Annotated in this window: 17 protein-coding genes and 1 pseudogene; 8 read left to right on the top strand and 10 right to left on the bottom strand. The window is 72.1% G+C overall.

The features are described from left to right. Nucleotides 1-421 precede the first annotated feature (421 nt). Entirely contained in the window at nucleotides 422-1,573 is a 1,152-nt protein-coding gene (locus ACQ86J_RS30490; RefSeq protein ID WP_431268441.1) for an FG-GAP repeat domain-containing protein, read from the top strand. A 732-nt stretch (nucleotides 1,574-2,305) separates the two neighbouring features. Here ACQ86J_RS30490 and ACQ86J_RS30495 read toward each other — a convergent pair. From ACQ86J_RS30495 to ggt, 4 genes and pseudogenes are all read right to left on the bottom strand, one after another. After that, entirely contained in the window at nucleotides 2,306-2,893 is a 588-nt protein-coding gene (locus ACQ86J_RS30495) for an LLM class flavin-dependent oxidoreductase (protein WP_431268442.1), read from the bottom strand. A 102-nt stretch (nucleotides 2,894-2,995) separates the two neighbouring features. Beyond that, a complete protein-coding gene (locus ACQ86J_RS30500) occupies nucleotides 2,996-3,625 on the bottom strand; it encodes an LLM class flavin-dependent oxidoreductase (RefSeq protein WP_431268443.1) in 630 nt (209 codons plus the stop codon). A 63-nt stretch (nucleotides 3,626-3,688) separates the two neighbouring features. Further along, entirely contained in the window at nucleotides 3,689-5,569 is a 1,881-nt protein-coding gene (locus ACQ86J_RS30505) for a response regulator (RefSeq protein WP_431268444.1), read from the bottom strand. Nucleotides 5,570-5,676: 107 nt separating this feature from the next. Beyond that, a pseudogene (ggt, locus tag ACQ86J_RS30510) lies at nucleotides 5,677-7,388 on the bottom strand (gamma-glutamyltransferase). Between the two features lie 205 nt (nucleotides 7,389-7,593). On the opposite strand from ggt, the gene pncA reads away from it, so the two are divergent. Then, a complete protein-coding gene (gene pncA, locus ACQ86J_RS30515) occupies nucleotides 7,594-8,247 on the top strand; it encodes a bifunctional nicotinamidase/pyrazinamidase (protein WP_431268445.1) in 654 nt (217 codons plus the stop codon). Nucleotides 8,248-8,322: 75 nt separating this feature from the next. Here the strand turns inward: pncA and ACQ86J_RS30520 are convergent, their stop codons facing one another. From ACQ86J_RS30520 to ACQ86J_RS30530, 3 genes are all read right to left on the bottom strand, one after another. Then, nucleotides 8,323-9,903 (bottom strand): FG-GAP-like repeat-containing protein, encoded by a 1,581-nt coding sequence (locus tag ACQ86J_RS30520; RefSeq protein ID WP_431268446.1) that lies wholly within the window; start codon nucleotides 9,901-9,903, stop codon nucleotides 8,323-8,325. Between the two features lie 142 nt (nucleotides 9,904-10,045). Then, a complete protein-coding gene (locus tag ACQ86J_RS30525) occupies nucleotides 10,046-12,136 on the bottom strand; it encodes a TonB-dependent receptor (protein ID WP_431268447.1) in 2,091 nt (696 codons plus the stop codon). A gap of 9 nt (nucleotides 12,137-12,145) precedes the next feature. Further along, nucleotides 12,146-12,916 carry a maleate cis-trans isomerase family protein gene (locus ACQ86J_RS30530; protein ID WP_431268448.1) on the bottom strand — a complete coding sequence of 257 codons (771 nt, stop codon included), beginning with the start codon at nucleotides 12,914-12,916 and terminating at the stop codon, nucleotides 12,146-12,148. Nucleotides 12,917-13,170: 254 nt separating this feature from the next. Here ACQ86J_RS30530 and ACQ86J_RS30535 point away from each other — a divergent pair, with 254 nt between their 5' ends. From ACQ86J_RS30535 to ACQ86J_RS30555, 5 genes are all read left to right on the top strand, one after another. Further along, nucleotides 13,171-13,572: a hypothetical protein gene (locus ACQ86J_RS30535; RefSeq protein ID WP_431268449.1), complete on the top strand. Its 402-nt coding sequence runs from the start codon at nucleotides 13,171-13,173 to the stop codon at nucleotides 13,570-13,572. 19 nt (nucleotides 13,573-13,591) lie between these two features. After that, entirely contained in the window at nucleotides 13,592-14,287 is a 696-nt protein-coding gene (locus ACQ86J_RS30540) for a GMC family oxidoreductase N-terminal domain-containing protein (protein ID WP_431268450.1), read from the top strand. Then, nucleotides 14,281-14,655, top strand: coding sequence for a GMC oxidoreductase (locus ACQ86J_RS30545; RefSeq protein ID WP_431268451.1), 375 nt, complete (start codon nucleotides 14,281-14,283; stop codon nucleotides 14,653-14,655). The genes ACQ86J_RS30540 and ACQ86J_RS30545 overlap by 7 nt, the downstream gene beginning before the upstream one ends. A 12-nt stretch (nucleotides 14,656-14,667) precedes the next feature. After that, a complete protein-coding gene (locus tag ACQ86J_RS30550) occupies nucleotides 14,668-15,162 on the top strand; it encodes a gluconate 2-dehydrogenase subunit 3 family protein (RefSeq protein WP_431268452.1) in 495 nt (164 codons plus the stop codon). Between the two features lie 115 nt (nucleotides 15,163-15,277). Beyond that, nucleotides 15,278-16,096, top strand: a complete 819-nt coding sequence (locus ACQ86J_RS30555; RefSeq protein ID WP_431268453.1) for a dienelactone hydrolase family protein — start codon at nucleotides 15,278-15,280, stop codon at nucleotides 16,094-16,096. Between the two features lie 26 nt (nucleotides 16,097-16,122). Here ACQ86J_RS30555 and ACQ86J_RS30560 read toward each other — a convergent pair whose 3' ends face one another. Next, nucleotides 16,123-17,481 (bottom strand): hypothetical protein, encoded by a 1,359-nt coding sequence (locus tag ACQ86J_RS30560; RefSeq protein ID WP_431268454.1) that lies wholly within the window; start codon nucleotides 17,479-17,481, stop codon nucleotides 16,123-16,125. A 327-nt stretch (nucleotides 17,482-17,808) separates the two neighbouring features. Beyond that, nucleotides 17,809-18,735, bottom strand: a complete 927-nt coding sequence (locus tag ACQ86J_RS30565) for an FG-GAP repeat domain-containing protein (protein ID WP_431268455.1) — start codon at nucleotides 18,733-18,735, stop codon at nucleotides 17,809-17,811. 343 nt (nucleotides 18,736-19,078) lie between these two features. On the opposite strand from ACQ86J_RS30565, the gene ACQ86J_RS30570 reads away from it, so the two are divergent. Next, nucleotides 19,079-20,083: a hypothetical protein gene (locus ACQ86J_RS30570; protein ID WP_431268456.1), complete on the top strand. Its 1,005-nt coding sequence runs from the start codon at nucleotides 19,079-19,081 to the stop codon at nucleotides 20,081-20,083. 411 nt (nucleotides 20,084-20,494) lie between these two features. Here ACQ86J_RS30570 and ACQ86J_RS30575 read toward each other — a convergent pair whose 3' ends face one another. After that, the gene (locus ACQ86J_RS30575; RefSeq protein ID WP_431268457.1) at nucleotides 20,495-20,944 is read right to left on the bottom strand and encodes a hypothetical protein; all 450 of its coding nucleotides are present in this window, start codon (nucleotides 20,942-20,944) and stop codon (nucleotides 20,495-20,497) included. Nucleotides 20,945-21,079: the final 135 nt, after the last annotated feature.

Here is a 21,079-nt window from a genome sequence, read left to right on the forward strand (position 1 = left end):
CACTCTACGGCGAAGACGACCCCTCGGCGTCGGCCAGGATGTTCCAATCATCACCGCGGCTGGGGCGGGAAACGGGAAGGCCAGACAGCGGCGGCAGGTCAACGGGGCTTGGAATGTCAACGGGAGACATCGGCCCGATATGATGGCGAGGGGCGCCGGTAAGGCATTTGTGCCGCTGCCGCGCTGATCGGATCGCCTTTTTCGGGTTGAGCCTTAACGGCCGAGGAGTTGCCACAGCACGCTCCTCATAAAAACAAGATTCAGTTCGCAGATTTGGCAGCATAGGCTTCAACTGCTGTTCTGCTAATCACTAATGGCGTTGAAGCCGGCATAGTAGTCCGAACAGATCTGCTATATAAAAAGCAGAATAGCATTTCGAGCAAAGTGTCCATCTTAGCAGGTCTGTTTAAGAAAATTTTATATGGAGGACGTTATGGCATTTACGATACAAAACCGGTTCGTTGGGGATTTTGCAAACTGGGTGGCTCCTAACGTTTTTGGGTCCGCCTTCGTCGAGCCGTTAGTTGGCAACTTCGATCGCAACGGGACGACAGACCTGGCGCTGGTCAACCATGATGCAGGCTGGAATACGGTGCCGGTGGCCCTGTCGGATCCGAATGGCTTTACCATCCAGAACCGGTTCGTGGGAGACTTCGCGGCCTGGGCGGCTAGCTATACCGTCGAGCCCTTAACTGGTGATTTCAACGGCAACGGCACGACCGATATTGCGCTGATCAACCACGGAGCCGGCTGGAATACCGTGCCGGTGGCCTTCTCAGATCAGAATGGCTTTTCCGTCGACAACCGGTTCGTCGGGGATTTCGCAGGCTGGGCAGCGACTCCAGGTGTTGAAGCACTCGCTGGTGATTTCAACGGCAACGGCACGACCGATATTGCGCTGATCAACCACGGAGCCGGCTGGAATACCGTGCCGGTGGCCTTCTCAGATCAGAATGGCTTTTCCGTCGACAACCGGTTCGTCGGGGATTTCGCAGGCTGGGCAGCGACTCCAGGTGTTGAAGCACTCGCTGGGGATTTCGATGGCAACGGCACGACCGATATAGCGCTGGTCAACCACGGAGCCGGCTGGAATACCGTGCCGGTGGCCATCTCCGGTCAAAATGGCTTCACGATCGACAACCGATTCGTCGGGGATTTCGCAGCCTGGGCAGCGACCCCAGGTGTTGAAGCACTCGCTGGCGATTTCGACGGGGACGGCAGGACCGATCTTGCGCTGGTCAACCACGGAGCCGGCTGGAATACCGTGCCGGTGGCCTTCTCCGGTCAAAATGGCTTCACGATCGACAACCGATTCGTCGGGGATTTCGCAGCCTGGGCAGCGACCCCAGGTGTTGAAACACTCGCTGGCGATTTCGACGGGGACGGCAGGACCGATCTTGCGCTGGTCAACCACGGAGCCGGCTGGAGCACTGTGCCGGTGGCCCTGTCGCGCCCGAGCGGGTTTGAAATCCATAACGAATTTGTCGGTGACTTCGCAGCCTGGGCAACGACCCCAGGTGTGGAGACGATCGTGGGTAATTTGATGGTCGGGGTGGAGCAGATATTGGTTTAGTGAATCACTTGCCCGGCTGGAACACAGTGCCAGTAGCACTGTGGATTTGAGAGCCCGCTCCATAATGCATTCGCTGGACGCCTGAGCAGGGCGGTGGCGGCGGCGAGGATGAAGTTTCGAACGGTGTCATGAGCTTCACTCAGACGCCGTTCGAGTCGAGCACCACTGTGCTGACCTTCGCGCGGGCAGCGGGCGTCGCCCTACCCAACCAACCGCGCTTCGTTGGGCAGATCACCCGACCCTGCGGCCACGCCCGCAGACGTGTCGATGATCTCGGCCGACTCTGGCCGAGCGCCGCATATCTCGCACCGCCTCCTTGCGACCGACGCCAGTAGTTTGGCAGTGTGCCGTATCGAGGGGCGAGTAGCCGAATGGGTAGCCGCCCTACTCGACCGCAGCCGCAGTGGACCTTTCTCCACCATCTAGCTCATGCGGTGCGGGTATCGAGCGCGGCTGCACCTCCCGGCGCGACCCCACGCCGCTTCGTGGAAAGGACATGGTCCGCCCGAGAGGGGAAAGAAGATGGGATAGGCGGCAGCGGATTCCGCCGTAAGCCGCAGCATACCAGGACCTGAGGGCGAAAGGGGTTGGGCTTCGCACCCAGGGTGGGCTTGGACCTCCTTCGGTTTTCGAAACCGACGATCAAACCGTTGTTCGGTACAGCCGGATCCAGGCTCCCTGGACCCTGCTCTCTTTTGAGAGTCGGCCGGCCGGCCCGGGGGGCGCGCCCGCTCAGAACTCCAGCAGGTTGTCGCGGAACTGCGCATGCGCATACTCGCGGCGCACCAGGCCCCGCCGCTGCAGCGCCGGCACCAGCCCGTCCGCCACCTCCGCCACGGTCCGGCGGCTGACATCGCCCATGCTGAACAGGAAGCCGTCGCCGCCGACCTCCTGCATCGCCTCCGCCATCTGCCCGGCCACCGCATCCGGCGTGCCGACCAGCTCGATCGAGCCGCTGGTGCCGCGGTAGCTCAGCATGGCGTCCCGCAGCGACCTGCTGCCGGCGACGCGCTTGAAGTCGTCGAGGCTCTGCTGGTGGCCATTGGTCCGCAGGTCGAGCGTGTCGACCGGCGCGTCGAGGTCGTACTTGCCGAAGTCGATGTTGGTGATCTTGCCGAAGAAGGCGAGCAGCTGCGGCACGGAGGCTTCCGCCCGCGCCCGCCGCGCGTCGCGCCGGGCCTCGGCCTCGGCCTGCGTCTCCGCCAGCAGCGGGTTGACCAGGTACAGCACCTTCACCTGGTCCGGGTTGCGGCCCTGCGCCGCGGCACGGGCGCGGACGTCGTCGCGATAGGCCTTCATGCCCGCCGTGCCCTTGATCATGGCGACGATGGTATCCGCATGGGCCGAGGCGAGATTGCCGGCCGCGCGGGCTGCCGCCGGCCTGGGCGATCACCGGCCTGCCCTGCGGGCAGGGGCCCGAGTTCAGCGGCCCATGGGTGCGGTACCAGCGGCCCTCGAAATCCACCGCATGCACCTTGGTGTGGTCGACCAGCATGCCGCTCTCGGCATCCGCCACGATCGCCCCCGGCTCCCAGCTGTCCCAGAGCCCATTGACCACCTGCATGTACTCGTCCGCCATGTCGTAGCGCAGGTCGTGCTCGAGGCAGCGCCGGCGAGGCCGTAGTTCCGCGCCGCCACGTCGGAGCTGCCGGTCACCATGTTCCAGCCGATCCGCCCTGCCGAGACCTGGTCGAGCGAGGCCACCATCCGCGCCAGCAGGTAGGGCGGGTGGGTGAAGGTGGCGAAGGTCGGCACGATGCCGATGCGCTGCGTCGCGGCGGCCATCAGCGTCGCGGTGATCGCCGGGTCCTGCCGCGGCACCGCGAGGCCATGCTTCAGGTAGATCTCGCGCGAGCCGCCATAGCTTTCGCCCACATAGGAGCTGTCCTCGATGAGGATGTAGTCGAAGCGGGCGGCTTCCAGCGCGCGGGCCATGTCGCAGAACAGGTCCGGCCGCATCCAGTCGCGGCCGATCGCGCCGGTCCAGGGCTCGCCCCAGGCCTGGACCGAGGATCCCTGCAGGAACCAGCCGAGATGGAAGGGCCTGGGCATGACGGTGCTCCGTGTCCTGCGATGGGACCGGAGGCTAGCATGCCCCATGCCAGCCGTGCCCCTTCAGGCGGAGGGCGCCAGCCGGGCCAGCTCGGCCAGCAGCAGGGCGCGCTGCAGCGGCTTGGTCAGGTGCCCGTCCATTCCCGCGGCGCGGCCCGCCGCCACCGCCTCCGGCATCGCGTCGCCGGTCAGCGCGATGATCGGCACCCGCCGCGCCGGGCCGTCCAGCGCGCGGATCGCCGCGGTCGCCTCGAGCCCGTCCATGCCGGGCATGTTGAGGTCCATCAGCACCAGATCGGGCAGTGGTCCGCGCCGCAGGGCGGCGATGGCATCGCCGCCGCTCGCGGCCTCCTCGACCAGATGGCCTTCCGGGCGCAGCAGGGCGCGCACCACCTCCCGGTTCACCCGGGCGTCGTCCACCACCAGCAGGCGCAGCGGGCGCGGCAGCTCCGGCGCCGGCGCGGCCGGCGGGGCGGGCGGCGGCGCGGCCTCGGCCAGGGGCACGGTCAGGGCGAAGCGGCTGCCCTGGCCGCCCGGGCCCGGCGCATGGTCCAGGCTTCCGCCCATCGCGCGCGCCAGGGCGGCGGAGATCGCGAGGCCGAGGCCGGCGCCCACCTCGGATTGGGGGCCTTGGGCAAACTCGTCGAACAGCCGCGGCCGCAGCGCCTCCGGGATGCCGGGACCCGAATCCTCCACCGCCAGGCGCAGCAGGCCCGGCCCGGCCGGCGCCGCGCAGAGCAGCACCCGGCCGTGCTCCGGGGTGGATTCCACCGCATTGCCCAGCAGGTTCAGCAGCACCTGGCGCAGCCGCAGGCTGTCCGCCAGCACGCCCTCGGGCAGGCCGGGGTCGAGGTCGAGCCGTAGCCGGATGCGCTTGGCCGCGGCCGCCGGCTGGATCAGCTCCAGCGCCTCCTCCAGCAGCCTGCGCAGCCGCACCGGGGCGGGCGCCAGCGCCAGCCGCCCCGCCTCGACCCGGGCGAGGTCCAGCGCGTCGTTGACGATCGCCAGCAGGTGCCGCCCCGCCCGTTCCAGCGTCGCGGCCTGCTCCCGCTGGCGCGGGCCGAGGCCGGGGTCGCGGGCCAACGCCTCGGCGATGCCGAGCACCCCGTTCAGCGGGGTCCGCAACTCGTGGCTCATCCGCGCCAGGAAGCGGGACTTGCCGGCGCTGGCCGCCGCGGCGGCGTCGCGCGCCGCGGCCAGCACGGCATGCGCGGTGAGCGCCGCCTGCTCCTGGCTGAGCGCCACCAGGGCGACGGTCAGCGCCGCGGTGAAGGCCAGGCTGAGGATATGCAGGATGGCGACGGTGGCCGGCGCCTGCACCAAGGGCAGGCCGGCCTGCGGCAGCAGCGCCGGCAGCACCAGCGCGCCGCGCAGCGCGAAGGTCAGGCCGTGCGCCAGCAGCAGGAAGATGACCGTGAAATGCGAGGCCAGGCGCTGCTGCCGCATCCCCCGGCGGAAGACGAGCGCGGTGGCGCAGTCATAGGCGACGACGATGATGCTGATGGCGAGGACCCGCGTCGGCAGCTGCGCCGCGAAGCCGGGAATCAGCGTCAGCAGCGTCCAGGCGAGGAGGCCCGCGGCGACCGCCACCGGCCGGGCCGGGCGGCCGGCGAAGCGCCGCGCCCCGGCCCAGACTAGCCCGTAGCCGAGCGCCACCGCCAGGTTGCCCAGGGTGATGCCGAGCGGCGGGGGCAGCAGCGCCTCTGCCGCGAAGAGCAGCGCCGCGGCCGCCCAGACGGCATGCGCCGCGCCCCAGAGTCCGAGCGCCGGCTGCGCCCGGTCCCGCCGCCAGAGCGAGAGGAAGAGCCAGGCGAAGGCGGTGGCCAGGGCGAAGCCCAGGGCGAGGCGTAGCGGGTTGGAGAACAGCAAAGGCGAGAGGTCCCCGGCAATGGAGGTCCCTGGGCGATGACGCCCTCGGCGGCGTGCCGGCCTGCGCGTGGCCATGGCGCCGGCTGGATTGCCGGCCGTGAGGATAGGATGATTCGCGGGGTGCGGCCAATGGGTCCTTCAACCCGAGGGTGTGTTCTTCAGGCGACGCTGCGAGTGAGGGGTCAGCGCCGCGGTGCCGCGTCGGGCCAGAACCGCACCCCGGCCCGGGCCAGCCCGCCGCCGAGGCCGATCGGGGTGCCGTCCGCCCGCCAGCAGGCGGCGCCTTCCAGCAGCCCGTCCTCATGGAAGCGGATGGCGCACATCCCGCCTGCGACATGCGGCTGCGGGCTGACCGCATGGCCCAGGGCCTGCAGCCCGGCCTGGGTGGCGCTGCCGATGCAGGATTCGAGTTCGACCGGCCCGGCCGCGCCCGGCCCCTGGGTCCAGATCCGCGGCGCCTCGATCGCCTCCTGCAGGGTCATGCCGTGGTCGATCAGGTTGATCAGCGCCTGCATGGCGCTGCCGAAGATGCGCAGTCCCCCGGCAGGCCGAGCGCCACGAGGGGCTTTCCATCGCGCAGCGCGATCAGCGGCGCCTGGCTGGTGGTGACGCGCTTGCCCGGGGCGATCGACAGCGCATGGCCCGGCCGCGGATCGAACAGCGCCATGTAGTTGTTCGGGATCAGCCCCAGTTCGGGGACCAGGAAGCGGGCGCCGAACAGGCTGTTGATGGTGTGGGTGGCGCAGAGGATGCGGCCATCGGCATCGGCCACCGTCAGGTGGGTGGTGTTGGCGCTCTCGCCCGCCGCCGGCACCCCGGCCGACCAGGCCTGGGCGCGGTTGGGGTTGATCCGTGCCCGGCGCTCCGCCGCATAGGATTTCGACAGCAGCCGGCCGACCGGCACGGCGACGAAATCCGGGTCGGCGGTGGCGGCGGCGCGGTCGGCGAAGGCGATCTTCAGGGCCTCGGCGATCAGGTGGCAGCTGGCGGCGGTGCCGTAGCCGAGGTGCTGCAGGTCGTAGCCCTCCAGGATGTTCAGCATCTGGATGACATGCACCCCGCCCGAGGCGGGCGGCGGCGGGCCGACGATCTCGATGCCGCGGTAGCTGCCGCGCACCGCCTCCCGCACCGCCAGCCGCGCGTCGCGCAGGTCCGCCGCCGCCAGATGGCCGCCGCGGCGGGCGATGTCGGCGCCGAGGATGGCGCCGAGCGGCCCGCCATGCAGCGCACCGGGACCGTCCCGGGCGATGGTCGAGAGCGTCTCGGCCAGGGCGCCGTTGACCAGCCGCGTGCCGGCGCGGATCGGCGCGCCGCCGGGCAGCAGCAGCGCGGCGATGGCGGGATCGCGCGCCAGGTCGGGCGCCGCCTCCGCCACGCATTCGGCCAGGTAGGGCGTGACCGCGAAGCCGCGCGCGGCAAGGCGGATCGCCGGCGCCATGACGTCGGCGAGGCCGAGGGTGCCGTGCCGTTCCAGCGCGGCGCACCAGGCCAGCAGGTTGCCGGGGACCGCGACCGAGGTGGCGCCGACGGCATTCGCCCGCCCCACCGTCTCGAGCGCCGCCGGCCAGGCCTGGCTGACCGGGGTGTACATGTCCGGCCGGCCCGCTTCGGGCACGGTCGAGAGCCCGTCCAGCACCTCATGCGTCCCGTCGGCCAGCCGCAGATGCGCCATGCCGCCGCCGAGCAGCCCGACCATCATCGGCTCGACCACGCTGAGGGCGAAGAGCGCGGCGATGCTCGCATCGACGGCGTTGCCGCCCGCGGCCAGCATCTCCGCCCCGGCGGCCGAGGCGAGCGGGTGGTTGGTCACGACCATGCCGCGGCTGCCGATGGCGGGGCGCTTGCTGGGCGCGAAGACGGTGCCGGCGCGGCTGCGCCAATCGGGGGTGGTCATGCGGGAAGGCCTCGGGCTGCGGCGCGAGGGTCGCGCCCTGCGAGGGCGGATGCAAGACGGGGCGCGCGGCGCTCCAGCGGCTTGCGTTCGAAGATGAACGCCGCGCCGCCGTAGCTCGTCATCTCCAGAACAGATTCAGGCGTCCAGGCGTTCACGCCTTCCTGCCATCTGCTCTAGCCTAGGGCGGCCGCCCCGGAGCCCGCCCATGCCCGTCCTCCCGATCGACCCCGCGACCGACATCCTCGGCGTCATCGACGTGCAGCCGACCTTCATGCCGGGCGGCGCACTGGCGGTGGCGGAGGGCGATGCGGTGCTGCCGGTGATCAACCGGCTGCTGGCCGGGCCGTTCCGGCATGCCTTCGCCACCCAGGACTGGCACCCGCCCGGGCATGCCTCCTTCGCCGCCACGCATGGCCGCCAGCCCTACGAGACGGTGGCGCTGCACTATGGCGAGCAGGTGCTCTGGCCCGAGCACGGCGTGCAGGGCACCGCGGAGGCGGCGCTGCATCCCGGCCTCGACCAGGCACGGATCGAGCTCGTGGTGCGGAAGGGCTTCCACCCCCACATCGACAGCTATTCCGCCTTCTTCGAGAACGACCGCAGCACGCCGACCGGACTGCATGGCTGGCTGCGAGAGCGCGGCTTCCGCCGTCTCTTCCTCTGCGGCCTCGCCACCGATTACTGCGTCGGCTTTTCGGCCGAGGATGCGGCGCGGCTGGGCTACGAGGCATTGGTTGTGGAGGACGCCTGCCGCGGCATCGGCCTGCCGCTGCCGGAAGGCGGGACGACGATGGATGCCGCGCGGCGCCGGCTGGAAGGCATGGGGGTGAGGTTCGTGGCGAGCGGCGAGCTCGGCTGAGCCTGCCACCGGCCGGCGCCGCCCGGCGCCGCCCGGCGCCGCGCCTCCGGTCGCGGCAGGCGCGATGCGCCTGGGTCAGGCCGCGCCGATCCAGTCAGCCTGCGAATACAGCACATAGACAGCGCTGACAGGGGAGCTGTCGGTGGAGCCGGCCGGCTCGCCGAGCAGCAGCTCGTCCCGGCCATCGCCATCGAGGTCGCCGATTCCGATGGCCGCGCCGCCGGAGAAGGCCTGCCCGGGCTCACCGACGAACTGGATGCCATCCCCCATTCCGGCCGCGATCCGCGCCAGCTCCGCCGGGCTGCCGTCCGGGCGGCCCCAGACCAGGTAGGTGGGGCCATTCGCCGCGGCGTCGTAGGGCGCCGAGAGCAGCACCTCCGGCAGCCCGTCGCCATTCAGGTCGCCCACGGTCCCGAGCTTGAAGCCGGCGAGGTCGGCGACCGGGCCCTTGAGGATGGCGTAGCCGCCCTGGCCGGCGAGGACCGCCGCTGTATCCACCGTCGCGCCGTCGCCCTTGCCCCAGATGACGAGCGCCGCCGCCGGCGAGCCGCCCCCGGGCGCGCCGACCAGCACCTCGGGCAGCCCGTCGCCGTTCAGGTCGTCGATCGAGGCGACCGCCTCTCCGAGCACCGCCGTCGTCGCGCTGCCCTCGATCTTGAAGCCGCCGACGCCCTGCGCGACATCGGCCAGTCGCACCGTCGCCCCATCCGCCTTGCCCCAGACCACGTAGGCCGCACCGGCGTCGCTGCCGCCGCCGTCGTTGCGCGAGGCGCCGACCAGGATTTCGGGCCGGCCGTCACCATTCAGGTCGCCGATCGAGGCGATGGCGCGGCCGATATTGTCGCCCGGCGCCTCGGCCAGGATGCGGAAGCCACCCTGCCCGGCCGCGACATCGGCCAGGTGCACCGCGGCGCCATCCGTCTTGCCCCAGACGACATACAGGTCGTTCTCGCCCGGGGCGCCGACCACGACCTCCGGCAGGCCGTCGCCGTTCAGGTCGCCGACCGAAGCGACCCCCTGGCCGGCCAGGCCGCGTTCGGTCGCGCCCTGGATTTCGTAGCCGCCGATGCCCTGCGCGACCTCCGCCAGCCGCACCGTGGTCCCGTCCGCCTTGCCCCAGACCACGTAGGCCGCGCCGGCATAGGCACCGCCAGCGCCGTTCGAGCCGGCGCCGACCAGCACCTCCGGCAGGCCGTCGCCATTCAGGTCGCCGATGCCGGCCAGGCCCAGGCCAGCCTGGTCGCCGGCTGCCTCGCCGAGGATCTTGAAGCCGCCCCGGCCAGCGGCAACCTCGTCCAGGCCAAGCGGCGCCGTGCCGTCCCGGCCCCAGACAACGTAGGTCGCGCCGCCGTCGGACGCGCCGGACCCGGCCGCGGCGTTGAAGGCGCCGATCAGGATCTCGGGGCGGCCATCGCCATTCATGTCCGCGCTGGTGGCCAGCGAGAAGCCGATGCGGTCGCCCGGGCTCTCCTCGGTGATCCTGAAGCCTTCGCCGCTGGCCAGGATCTCGCCAAGGCCGAGTTGCGCGATGACGTGGGGCTGCTCCGGTTCGCCATGGCCGTGCCCATGGCCGTCCCTATGGCCCTCCCGATGAGCGTGTCCATGCGTGTGCTCTTGGCCGTAGCCATGGCTGTGCCATGCCGGCAGATCCATCATGCCTTGCCTCCTGCAATGCGCCGTCTGCAAATCCGGGCCGAAGCCCGGCAGCAAGGCAGCACGTGGCGGCGGGCAGAGGGTTTGATCTTCCGCAGGGCAGGCGGGCGCCGCTTGTCACGCCGGCGGGAGCCCGGCGCCGGCGTCAGAAGGCCCGGCTCAGCCCCGCCAGCACCGTCCGCCGCAGCCCAGATTGCGGCGCGCCGACGCCGATCCCGCTGCCGTCGCGCAGCTGGTAGACGGTGTCGAAGGCATTGATCAGGTCGAGCCGCGCGGTCCAGATGCCCTTGTCCGGCCCCTCGAAATCTTGCGCGACGCCGAAGTTGAAGCTGGCATAGGCGGCCATCTTCTCGGAATTGGCGAAGCCTTTCCGCAGCCCGTTGCCATAGAGCATGGAAGCCGACAGGCGCCCGCCCTCCCAACCCTTCCACACCGCGCCGGCCGAGCCGGTGAGGAGCTGGTCGTGGTCGGTGCGGACATACTTGCCGGCGATATAGGTCAGCTCCGCCGGGTCGAAGGTGAACTGCGCGGAGGTGATGTCGCGTCCGGCGGAGCGGCTGACCGCGAGGTTGGCATAGGCCAGCCAGCGCTCGGTCCGCCAATTGCCGCTGAACTCGACGCCGTAGATCTTGCCCTGGCGGTAGTTGAAGGGGGTGAAGATCAGCGCATTGCCGAACTGCCCAAAATCGAGCAGGTCGCGCACGTCCTTGTAGTAGGCATCGACGCCGAGGGTGAGGTTCTCGCCCAGCTTCTGCGACACGCCGGCATCGAAGCGGTGCGCGCGTTCCGGCCGCACCGGGTCGTTCTGCGTGCCCGGGGCGGCGCCGGTGGTGCCCTGGGACTGCGCGATGGTGCCGCTCGAGACCAGCTCAGATGCAGGCGGGGTGAAGGTGCGGGCGTAGCCGGCATGCAACGTCGTCGTCTCGCTCGCCCGCCAGACCAGGTTGGCGCGCGGGGAGAGCTGCCCGGCGGTGACGTATTCCGCCATCTGGTCCCAGCGCAGGCCGAGGTTGAGCGTCACCGCCTCGGTCAGCCGCCACTCGTCCTGCACATAGCCTCCATAGAGCCAGCCGGTGCGGCCGAAGCGGTCGGTCAGCGTCAGCGGGTCGTCGATGGCGCTGCCGGCGCCATCCAGCGGCAGCACCGTGGTGGCGCTGCGGAAGCGGGCGCGCTCCCCGGTGAACTGGAACCCCGCCCGCAGCGTGTGGTCGGCGGCGACGCGCCAGGCGGCGTCGGACTGCATCCCCATCGCCAGGCTGCCGCGATAGACGTCCGACGCCACGCCGTTGATCACCGTCTCGCCCACCACGCTCGGGACGTAGTGGATGGAGGATGAGCGGATAAAGGGCGCCACTTGCACATCGACGTCGCCCCAGGATTTCTGCAGCGCCGCGGTGCCGTACCAGCTCCGCTCCCATTGCCGGGCGCGCAGCGCGGCGCTGTCGTAGTCCGAGAGGCCGAAGGCGGTGGATTCCGGTTCCACCCCGCGCGTCACCGGGATGCGGAAGCGGTTCAGCGAGGTGCCGGCGATCACCGAGAGCCGCGTCGTGTCGTCGAGCTGCCGCGCCGCATAGGCTAGGCCGCGGGTCTGCTGCGTCTGGCCATTGATCGCGGTGAAGCTGCTGGTCGGGTTCTCGATCCCCTGGTCGCTGCGCAGGAAGGTGCCGGTGGCGAAGACGTCCCAGCCGCCGAGGAAGCCGGCCCAGTTCGCATAGGGCTGGATCGTGCCGCGCGAGCCGCCCTGGACGCCGATGCTGCCGCCCGGGTCGAGCGCGCCGCTGCGCGTCTCGAGCTCGATCACCGCATTGGTACGGAAGCCGGATTGCGCGGGGAGCGCGCCGGTCAGGACGCCGACGCTGCGCATCGCCCGGGCGTCGAAGACCTGGCCGAAGCCGGACAGGCCCTCGGGCAGGGCGACGCCGTTGAGGCGATATTGCAGGTTGCGGTGCTCGCCACGGACATGCACCTCCCCGAAGCTGTCCTGCACCACGCCGGGGGTCTGCAGCAGGACCTGGTTGAGCGGCTGGGCGCCGCCGCCGGGCAGCGCCTCGATCGTCTCGCGGTCCACCGTGGTCTCGCGGCTGCCGAAGCGGGCGAGGATGCCTTGCCGCGCCGTTGCGGCGCGCTGCGCCTCGACAACCAGGTCGGGCAGGGTGGCCTCGGGCGCGGGCTCGGCCGCCGGCTGGGCGGCGGCCGGCAGGGAGAGCAGCAGGAGCGGCAGGAGGCGACGCGGCATGGACGGATGTTATGATATAACATCCGCACCGGCAACCCACCGCGGCGGGAGGTTACCAGGGCAGGCCGAAGACCCGCCCCTGCGCCGCCAATGGCGAGGCGTCCGCGCCAGCCGTGCCGATCGCGCCCCAGAGGGAGACGGCGACGCTGTCGAGCACCGGGATGCCGAGCTCGGCCTCCAGCCCCGCGGCGATCCGGCCGCCGCGGAAGTTGGTGCAGTGGATGGCGATCGCCTCCGGCCGCGCCGCCGCGACCTCCGCACCAGCCGGGCGACCGTGGTCTCCGGGTGCTCGGCGAAACTGTAGTTGCCGGGATCCTCCAGGTGCCGCTCGGTGACGCAGTCGAGTCCGGCCGCGGCCCAGCGCGCGGTGATGGCCTGCTGCACCTCGGCGAGATACGGCGTCACCAGCCCGATCCGCTTCGCGCCGAGGGCCTGGAAGGCGCGCATCAGGGCGAGCGTCGCGGTGGTCGCCGGGATGCCGGTGCGAGCGGTGATCTCGGCGCAGAGCGCGTGGTCCTGCTGCAGGCCGAGCCAGGAGCCGCTGGTGCCGTTCCAGCAGATCGCATGCACCTTGGCATCCGCCAGCAGCTCCGCCGCCGCCACGACCGGGGAGAGGTTGAACTGCGCGCGCGAGCCATCGCCGAGGTCGATCGCCACAACCCGGAAGCGGGCGAAATGCGCCGAGGCGCCGGGCAGCGCGGCCAGCATGGCGGCCGTCAGCGGCTCCAGCACCGTGTTGGAGGAGGGGGTGAGCATGCCGAGGCGGAGGGGAGTGGTCATGCGGCCTTGTTCCGCGCCGCGCGGCCGGCCGTCAACGGGGCTGCCGGAATGGTTTGACAGGCGCGACCGGGCGGGAGCGCAATGGCGTGGCTGATGCCGTGACCGCTGGCTCCACCCCGCGCAGATTGGGTCCCGCCGCATGACCGATCCCGTCGACGTCCTGATCATCGGTGCCGGCGCGTCGGGGGCCGCAGTCGCCTGGAGCCTGGCCGACACGCGGATGCGAGATCCTCTGCCTGGAACAGGGCGGCTGGATGAAGCCGACGGACTATCCCAGCAACGGCCGCGACTGGGAGGCCCGGCAGTTCGGCGACTTCGCCACCTCGCCCAACCGCCGCGCCCGGCCGGCGGACTATCCGGTCAATGACGCGAACTCGCCGATCAAGGTGCTGAACTTCAACGCCGTCGGCGGCAGCACCATCATCTACACCGGGCATTTCCCGCGGCTGCACCCTCGGACTTCCGGGTCCGCACGCTGGACGGCGTGGCCGATGACTGGCCCATCGACTACGACACGCTGGAGCCCTACTTCGCCGAGAACGACCGGATGGTCGGCGTCTCCGGCCTGGCGGGCGACCCGGGCTTCCCGCCGCGCCAGCCGCAGATGCCGCCGCTGCCGCTCGGCCGGTCCGGCGCCGCCTTCGCCGGGGCGATGAACCGGCTGGGCTGGCACTGGTGGCCCTCCGACACCGCGCTCGCCACGACGGAATACGAGGGGCGCGCGCCCTGCATCAACCTCGGCCACTGCACGCATGGTTGCGCGCAGGGGCCAAGGCCTCGCCCGACATCACCTACTGGCCCGCCGCCCTCCGCGCCGGCGTGGAACTGCGGCCGGATTGCCGGGTGCGGGAGATCACCACCGACGCGGCGGGCATGGCGACCGGCGCCGTCTACTACGACGCCGCGGGCGCGGAATGCTTCCAGCCCGCGCATATCGTCATCCTCGCCTGCAACGGCGTCGGCACGCCGCGCATCCTGCTCAACTCCACCTCCGGCAAATACCCCAATGGCCTCGCCAATTCCTCCGGCCTGGTCGGGCGGAACCTGATGTTCCACCCCTTCGCCCAGGCCTATGGTTTCGCCGCGGAGGAGATCGACGGCTATCGCGGCTTGCCGCTCTCGCTCTGGAGCAAGGAGTTCTACGAGACCGATCCCGCGCGCGGCTTCCTGCGCGGCTACACCCTGCATTCCTCCGCGGCAGCGGCGTGGTCTCGGAAGCCGTGGCGGCGACCGAGGAGGGACGGCTGCCCTGGGGCGAGGACCATCACCGCACCTTCCGCGAGCGGCTGTTCAACCGCCGCCTCCGCATCGCCGCAGTTTGCGAGGACCTGCCGGAGGAGCACAACCGGGTCACGCTCGACCCGGTGCTGAAGGACGCGCACGGCATCCCGGCGCCGAGGATCGACTACACCCTGTCCGAGAACAGCAAGCGGATGATGGCGCACGGCGTGGCCCGCGCCAGCGAGATCCTGCTGGCGGCAGGCGCCACCGATATCGGCACGCTGACGCCGACGCCGAATTCGGGGTGGCACCTGCTCGGCACCGCGCGCATGGGCACCGACCCGGACCGCTCCGTGGTCAACGAGTGGGGCCGCAGCCACGACGTGCGGAACCTCTTCATCGTGGACGGCTCGATCTTCGTCACCTCGGGCGGGGTCAACCCGACCTCCACCATCCAGGCGCTCGCGCTCTATGTCGCCGACCAGATGAAGCAGCGCCTGGCCACCCTGTTCGACTGAGGAGGCCGCGGCATGTCGAACACCACCACCGCCCCGCCGCCCGCCTGGGGCGACCCGCATCTGACGGAGGCCGAGGCGCGTACCCTCGCCGCGCTCTGCGCCCGCATGATCCCGGCCAGCGCGGCCTACGGGGTCCCGGGCGCCGACGACCCACTGGTCCAGGCCGACATCGCCCGCAGCCTCGGCCGCGACGCGCAGGCGGTGCACGACACGCTCGCTCTGCTCGACCGCATCGCCGGCGGCGGCTTCGCCGCGCTGCCGGCGGCGCGGCAGGATGCGGCATGCGCCACGCTGCGGGCCGAGGCCAGCGCCGGCTTCGCCGCCCTCGGTCGCCTCGTCCTGCAATGCTACTACCGCGACGACCGGGTGATGCGCTCGCTGGGGATGGAGCCGCGCCCGCCCTTCCCGAAGGGTCACGGATTGCCGCAGGGCGACTGGTCGTTGCTCGATCCGGTGCGGGCGCGTGGCCGGATCTGGCGCGACGCGTCCGGCCGCATCCGAGGCTGACCGGTCGCGCCATCGCGATACAATATCCTAACGACCATGTGCGCTGGCGCATCGTCGTTACTGGTTCGCTTACGGCAACATCCGTCGCAGGATAACCCGCAACGGAGACGGGCCAATGCCGCGACAGACCACCAGCCGCCGCATCCGCATGGCCTCCGCCTTCCTCGCTTTGCTGCTGCCCGCCCGGCTGGCCGCGGCGCAGGAGCGGATGCCAGGCCTCGACACCCGGACCGAACTGGTCCGCATCGGCCCCGGCACCTCCGCCACCCTGACCCTGCCGCCCGGCGCCGCGCCCGGCCGGCCGCTGGCGGTGGTGGTGCTGCTGCCGGATGCCGATGGCCTCGGCCCGCGCAGCGCGCTCTATGGCCAGCGCCTGCTGGAGAACGGCATCGCCCTGCTGGAGCCGGATTTCCTCGGCGGCCTGGCCGAGGACATGCCGCTGCCGCCCGCCGCCGCCCGCCTGGCCCTGGCGGTCGCGGCGGTCGACGCCGACCCCAGGCTCGATCCCCGGCGCCTTGCGGTGGTGGGTCTGGGGGAGGGCGGGCGCGCAGCCCTGCTCGGCCAAGCGGCGATGGCGGCGGGCTTGCCGCTGGCGCTGCTCTATCCCGGCTGCGACGCTGCCCTGGCCGCCGCCGCGGCCAGGGCGGCGGGGCCGGTGCTGCTGCTGCATGGCGACGAGGACGCCGCCAACCAGCCGGCCGACTGCGCCCGGCTGGCCGCCGCCTTCCCGCAGCCCGAAGCGGTGCGGCACAGCGTGCTGGCGGGCGCCAGCTATGGCTGGGACGCCTATGACCTGGTGCGGCCCGGCGGCCTCACCCGGCTGCAGGACCCGGCCGGCACCGCCCGCCGCACCTGGTCCCGCCCGGACATGACGACGACCATGGTCGCCGCCGACCGGGTGCTCGGCTTCGTGCTGGCCGCCGTCGGGCGCTGATCAGCGCGCCCCCGCGCGGCGCGCGGTCAGCGCCCCGGCGCGTCCTTGACGATGCGGACGAAGCCCTGGATCAGCCGCGGCATCTCCTCGGCCCGCGCCGGCAGCCGCGCGGCGGGCAGGGTCAGGCTGTCGAGGAAGCGGCCGCTCTCGCCGTAGATCGCCAGCTCCAGCGCCTCGCCGACCACCTCCGCCCGGCAGACCACCGCCTCGCCGCCAGCCTCGTCCCGCGCCCGGGCGACGAAGTCGCGGATCTCCTCGAGGCCGCCGACATGGCCGCTCGCTTCCTCGAGGAATTCGGCGATCTCGGCGCCGACCTCGGAGGGTGGCACCAGGGCCAGCGGCACGCCGCCGCCGCTCGCCTCGAAGACCGCGCCGCGCCAGCCGTCGAACAGCGCGGCGCGCCGCGCCTGCTCGGGCGTCGTGCCGTCCTCGTCCTCCTCCGGCGCGTCGGGCGGGCCCTCGGCGGTGATGGTCTCCCAGCTCGGGATCGCCCAATCGAGCTGCAGCCCGACCAGCACCGCGAAGCCGCGCTGGCCGAGCGCGTCAGTGTCGCCGGGCGGCAGGTCGCGCGGCTCCTCCCCGGCCAGCAGGTCGAGCAGCACCCGGCGCAGCGCGATGGGCGAGAGCGCCGCCACCGCGTCGGGCGAGCGCCAGCCGGGCAGGAAGCGCACCTCCACCGTCTCGGCCAGAAGGCCGGCGGCGACCAGGCTGGCGCCCATCGCCGCGGCGTCGGGCATGCCCTCGGGCGGCAGCGCCACCGGCAGCGTCACCAGCTCGGCCCAGCCGGAGGGGCCCATGCGGGCGCCCTCGGCGGCGGCCAGCAGGTTGCCCTCCAACTCGTCCGACGCGTCGTCGCCATAGCGGTGGCCGATCTTGCGGAGGGCGAGGTCGAGGATGTCGGCCCGCCCGGCCTCGAGCAGCGCCTGCACCAGGTCGTCGATCGCGCCGCCGTCATCGGCCTCGAGCAGCGCCAGCAGCCGGTCGGCCACCGGGCCGGGGGCCTGGGGGAACCTGGCGGGCGGCGGCGGCGGTGCGGGCGGGGCGATGCCGAGCAGCCGGTGCGCCGCGGCGCCGCGCAGCACCCGGCCGCGGTCGACCCAGGCGCGGCGCGCTTCGGCGCTGTCAGGGTGGTCCTGCAGCCAGCGCCGGAAGGCGCCGCGATCGGCGGTCTGGACGAAGATCTCGACCCCCTCGGCGGCGAGCGTCGCCGCCACCGCGCGGTTCACCGCGCGGCTGGTGGCGAGGTCCGGCCCGCCGGGCCGCAGCAGGTCGAGGGTATCGGCATCGGGGAAGTGGGTGAGGAGGACGGCGTCGAGCTCGGCCGCGACATCCTCGGCCAGGGACGCGGCCTGGGCGGCGGCGTCTTCGGCGGCTTGGGGCGGCATGGGGGGATATTTTGCGGTCACCCGCTGCATATGGGGCCGCAAGGGGGCAGGGGGAAGGGCACCGCGCGTGCGGGAGTGCCGCATGGGCAGCCTGCCCGGCCGCGGCCCCGCGCACCACCCTCCGCCCAGGACCTTGCCGCGGCGCCGGATCCGCCGGGCCGCGCGTGCCGCGTCCGGCCGGTGCCCCGCCCGCCGGCATACGGGCCGGGGCTGGCCGGCTGCGCGGCCGCCGATGCCGGCCGGAGCGCCCCGTCCGCCGGCGGATGGATGGGCCAGGTCGGGCCCGGCCCATCGGCACCGGCCGGCTTGGGTGGGCCGGCGCTCAGGTCAGAACAGCGGGTCCCAGCGCTCGCCGCCGACATAGCTGTGCAGCGAGCCCCAGTAACCGCCCGAGATCCAGTCCTGGTTGCCGAGGAACTGGCCCCCATCCGACGGGCGGACCGTCACCGCCCCGGCGTTGACCGCGATGGCATCGGCTGTCCCGTCGCCGGTCACGTCCTCGAAATAGGTGCCGAGCGAGCCGTAGAAGGCGCCGTGCGTCCAGTCCTCGTTGGGCGTGAACTGGGTGCCGTCGGAGCGGCGCACCGTGACCGTGTCGTCGTTCACCACGATGGCGTCGGCCCGGCCATCGCCGGTGACGTCGGCGAAGTAGGTGCCGCGGCTGCCGTAATAGGCGCCATGGGTCCAGTCCTCGTTGGGCGTGAACTGGGTGCCGTCGGAGCGGCGCACCGTGACCGTGTCGTCGTTGACCACGATGGCGTCGGCCCGGCCGTCGCCGGTGACGTCGGCGAAGTAGGTGCCGCGGCTGCCGTAATAGGCGCCATGGGTCCAGTCCTCGTTGGGCGTGAACTGGGTGCCGTCGGAGCGGCGCACCGTGACCGTGTCGTCGTTCACCACGATGGCGTCGGCCCGGTGGTCGCCGGTGACGTCGGCGAAGAAGGTGCCGCGCGTGCCGTAGTAGGCGCCGTGGGTCCAGTCCTCGTTGGCCGTGAACTGGCGGCCGTCCGAGGGGCGCACCGTGACGGTGTCGCCGTTCACCACGATGGCGTCGGCCCGGCGGTCGCCATCCACATCGGCAAAGTGCACGCCGCCGTCGACGAGGCCGTAATAGGGCCCGTGGGTCCAGTCCTTGTTCGGGTAGAAGCCGAAGTAGTCGTCGCCGGACGAGATGCGGACCGTGACCGTGTCCGCATTGACCACGACGGCATCGGCCCTGCCGTCGCCTGTCACATCCGTGAATCCGTTTCGCACCATGGCTTGGGCCTCCTCAATCGCGTGCTCAGATGCGCGGCCGCCTCGTGGCGGTGGACGCCGAGGCATGCTGGCCCGCTCGGCGGGCGGAGCGTGTCACCCGGACGGATGACAGGCGGCGGCCACGGCCCGCCGGCGGCGCGGGGCGTCAGCAGGCGAGGAGGCCCGGGCCCGGCAGTCTCCCCCCCGCCGGCGCATCGCGCCCGACATGCCGGGAAGTTGCGGACAGCCATCCTCGCCAGCCTCGATAACATTGGTGTCATGTGACGGCCGCGCGCCTTGCGGATCGCATTCCATAGCATGCAACCCTTCCCGGACACCCCTCGGGCCGGGATCCCCATCGCCGATGGACACCGACCGCATCCTGTCGCTGACCGATCCCTTCCACGAGGCGGCGCTCGAGCCGGGCTTCTGGCCGGAGGCGCTCGCGCAGCTGGGGGATGCCTTCGGCGGCGCCAGCGCCCTGCTTGCCACCAACCACCATGATGGCGGCCCGCATCTCCTGGAGGCCTCCCGGTGCGATCGCGACCTCTTCGCCCGGTTCGCGGCCGAGCATGGCTCGGCCGAGGAGAACGACTACATCCGCCAACTCAACGCCATGCGCGCCGGCGAGGTGCTCTGGCGTCAGGCCGTGGTGCCGGACCATGCCTGGATGGCGGACCCGATCTACCGCAACTTCCTCCGGCCGCAGCAGCTCTGGGACGGGCTGGTCACACCGCTGGTCAAGGACACGGCCGGGTACGCGGTGGTCGGCCTGTACCGGGCCCGTGCTTTCGAGGATGGCGAGACCGCACTGCTGCGCGCCATCGCGCCGCACCTCCAGCGGGCGCTGCGGGTGGCGACGCGGCTCGGCGCGCTGCGGGACCGCCTCGGCGCGAGCCTGACGGCGCTCGACGCGCTCGCGCCGGGCATCGTGCTGGCGGACAAGGCAGGCCGCGTCCTGCACGCCAATGCCGCAGCCCGCGCGATCCTCGCCGAGGCCGATGGCCTGGCGCTCGCCCGCGGCGGCGCGCTTCGCACCGCCCGCACCGCCGAGGCCTCTGCCCTGGCGCGGCTCATCGCGGGGGCGGCCGCCGTCGCCCTGCGGCGCGACGGCCTGGCGACGGCGGCAGGCGAGCGCGCCGCCGATGGCGGCGGCGCCCTGGCGCTGCCGCGTCCCTCTGGCCGCGCGGCGCTGTCCGTGCTGGTGGCGCCGCTGCGGCGCGCGGCCTCGGCCGGCGGCTGGGGGAGCCGGGCACCGCCGCCGCGGCGCTCCTCGTCCTGTCGGATCCGGAGCTGCGGCAGGTGCCCGCGGCGGCGCTGGTCGGGCGGCTGCACAACCTGCCGCCGGCCGAGGCCGAGCTGGTCCTGAACCTGCTGGCCGGGCGCGACCTCAAGGCGGCAGCGGAGGCGATGGGCGTCACGGTCAACACGGTGAAGACCTTGCTTCAACGGGCCTTCGAGCGCACCGGCACGCATCGGCAGGCGGAGCTGCTCACGCTCGTGCTGCGGGGCCCGCCGGGGCCATGCTGCCGGAGCGGCGCTGAAGGGCGGGGCCTGCCCGCGGCCTGGAAGGCGCCTCTGGCTCCGGGCAGGCAGCCGGGCCGCATTCCGATTGCGGAAAGGAATATAATCCTTTATCCTGCTCCGTCCTGCCGCGGCCACGGAGCCCCCGCCGATGTCGTCCGACGAAGCCTTCGCCCGCCACCCTTCCACCGCTGCTTCGCTCCGGGCCGACGCGCGCCGGGGCCCGGGCGTGGGTCACGCCGCCCGGCCGGGTGGCTCAGCCGCGGTCGGCGGTGAAGGCATAGTTGCAGAGCAGGCCATCGACCTGCCCAGTCATGCGGGTGCCGGTCACCCGCCCGCTCATCGGCGTGTTGGTGTCGTTGCTGAGACCCTTGATGGTCCCGTCCGGCCCGATCGAGGCATTGTAGACCGGCGTCGCCACCTGGCGCAGCGACGGCGTGTTCCTCGACGCCGCCGGGTGCGGCAGCGGGAAGGAGAATTGGTTCCCCGCGACGACCACGGCGAAGCGCGGATCGGTGGCGCAGTCGCTCTCCTGCATGCTGGTGGCGGCACCGGTCACCCGGATCGTGCCGGTATAGGTCCCGTCGTACGAGATCGCGGCCGCCGGCGGCGGCATCGGCTGCGGCGCCTGATCGGCACAGCCCGCCACGCCGAGCCCGAGCGCCAGGGAGAGCGCGACGGGAGCCCTGGCCAGCTGGATCGTCATGCCCTTCGCCCGTATTTCACGGCGCCTGTCCCTTCCGAAACCGGGATGGTGACGTTAGGGCAGGATCGATGCGCAGGGCAATCGCCGTCGGTCTCTCGAAAGGCGTCGCGACGCCGGCCGCGATCCGCCCGCCCG

Origin of the sequence: Dankookia sp. P2, assembly GCF_050632255.1 — a bacterium.
Classification (GTDB): domain Bacteria; phylum Pseudomonadota; class Alphaproteobacteria; order Acetobacterales; family Acetobacteraceae; genus Paracraurococcus.

Bases quoted from the DNA above. Each gene is read 5' to 3' on its own strand.
- ACQ86J_RS30490 (WP_431268441.1), top strand. From the start codon at position 422: ATGGAGGACGTTATGGCATTTACGATACAAAACCGGTTCGTTGGGGAT.
- ACQ86J_RS30495 (WP_431268442.1), bottom strand. From the start codon at position 2,893: ATGATCAAGGGCACGGCGGGCATGAAGGCCTATCGCGACGACGTCCGC.
- ACQ86J_RS30500 (WP_431268443.1), bottom strand. From the start codon at position 3,625: ATGCCCAGGCCCTTCCATCTCGGCTGGTTCCTGCAGGGATCCTCGGTC.
- ACQ86J_RS30505 (WP_431268444.1), bottom strand. From the start codon at position 5,569: ATGGCCACGCGCAGGCCGGCACGCCGCCGAGGGCGTCATCGCCCAGGG.
- pncA (WP_431268445.1), top strand. From the start codon at position 7,594: ATGCCCGTCCTCCCGATCGACCCCGCGACCGACATCCTCGGCGTCATC.
- ACQ86J_RS30520 (WP_431268446.1), bottom strand. From the start codon at position 9,903: ATGATGGATCTGCCGGCATGGCACAGCCATGGCTACGGCCAAGAGCAC.
- ACQ86J_RS30525 (WP_431268447.1), bottom strand. From the start codon at position 12,136: ATGCCGCGTCGCCTCCTGCCGCTCCTGCTGCTCTCCCTGCCGGCCGCC.
- ACQ86J_RS30530 (WP_431268448.1), bottom strand. From the start codon at position 12,916: ATGACCACTCCCCTCCGCCTCGGCATGCTCACCCCCTCCTCCAACACG.
- ACQ86J_RS30535 (WP_431268449.1), top strand. From the start codon at position 13,171: ATGAAGCCGACGGACTATCCCAGCAACGGCCGCGACTGGGAGGCCCGG.
- ACQ86J_RS30550 (WP_431268452.1), top strand. From the start codon at position 14,668: ATGTCGAACACCACCACCGCCCCGCCGCCCGCCTGGGGCGACCCGCAT.
- ACQ86J_RS30555 (WP_431268453.1), top strand. From the start codon at position 15,278: ATGCCGCGACAGACCACCAGCCGCCGCATCCGCATGGCCTCCGCCTTC.
- ACQ86J_RS30560 (WP_431268454.1), bottom strand. From the start codon at position 17,481: ATGCCGCCCCAAGCCGCCGAAGACGCCGCCGCCCAGGCCGCGTCCCTG.
- ACQ86J_RS30565 (WP_431268455.1), bottom strand. From the start codon at position 18,735: ATGGTGCGAAACGGATTCACGGATGTGACAGGCGACGGCAGGGCCGAT.
- ACQ86J_RS30570 (WP_431268456.1), top strand. From the start codon at position 19,079: ATGGACACCGACCGCATCCTGTCGCTGACCGATCCCTTCCACGAGGCG.
- ACQ86J_RS30575 (WP_431268457.1), bottom strand. From the start codon at position 20,944: ATGACGATCCAGCTGGCCAGGGCTCCCGTCGCGCTCTCCCTGGCGCTC.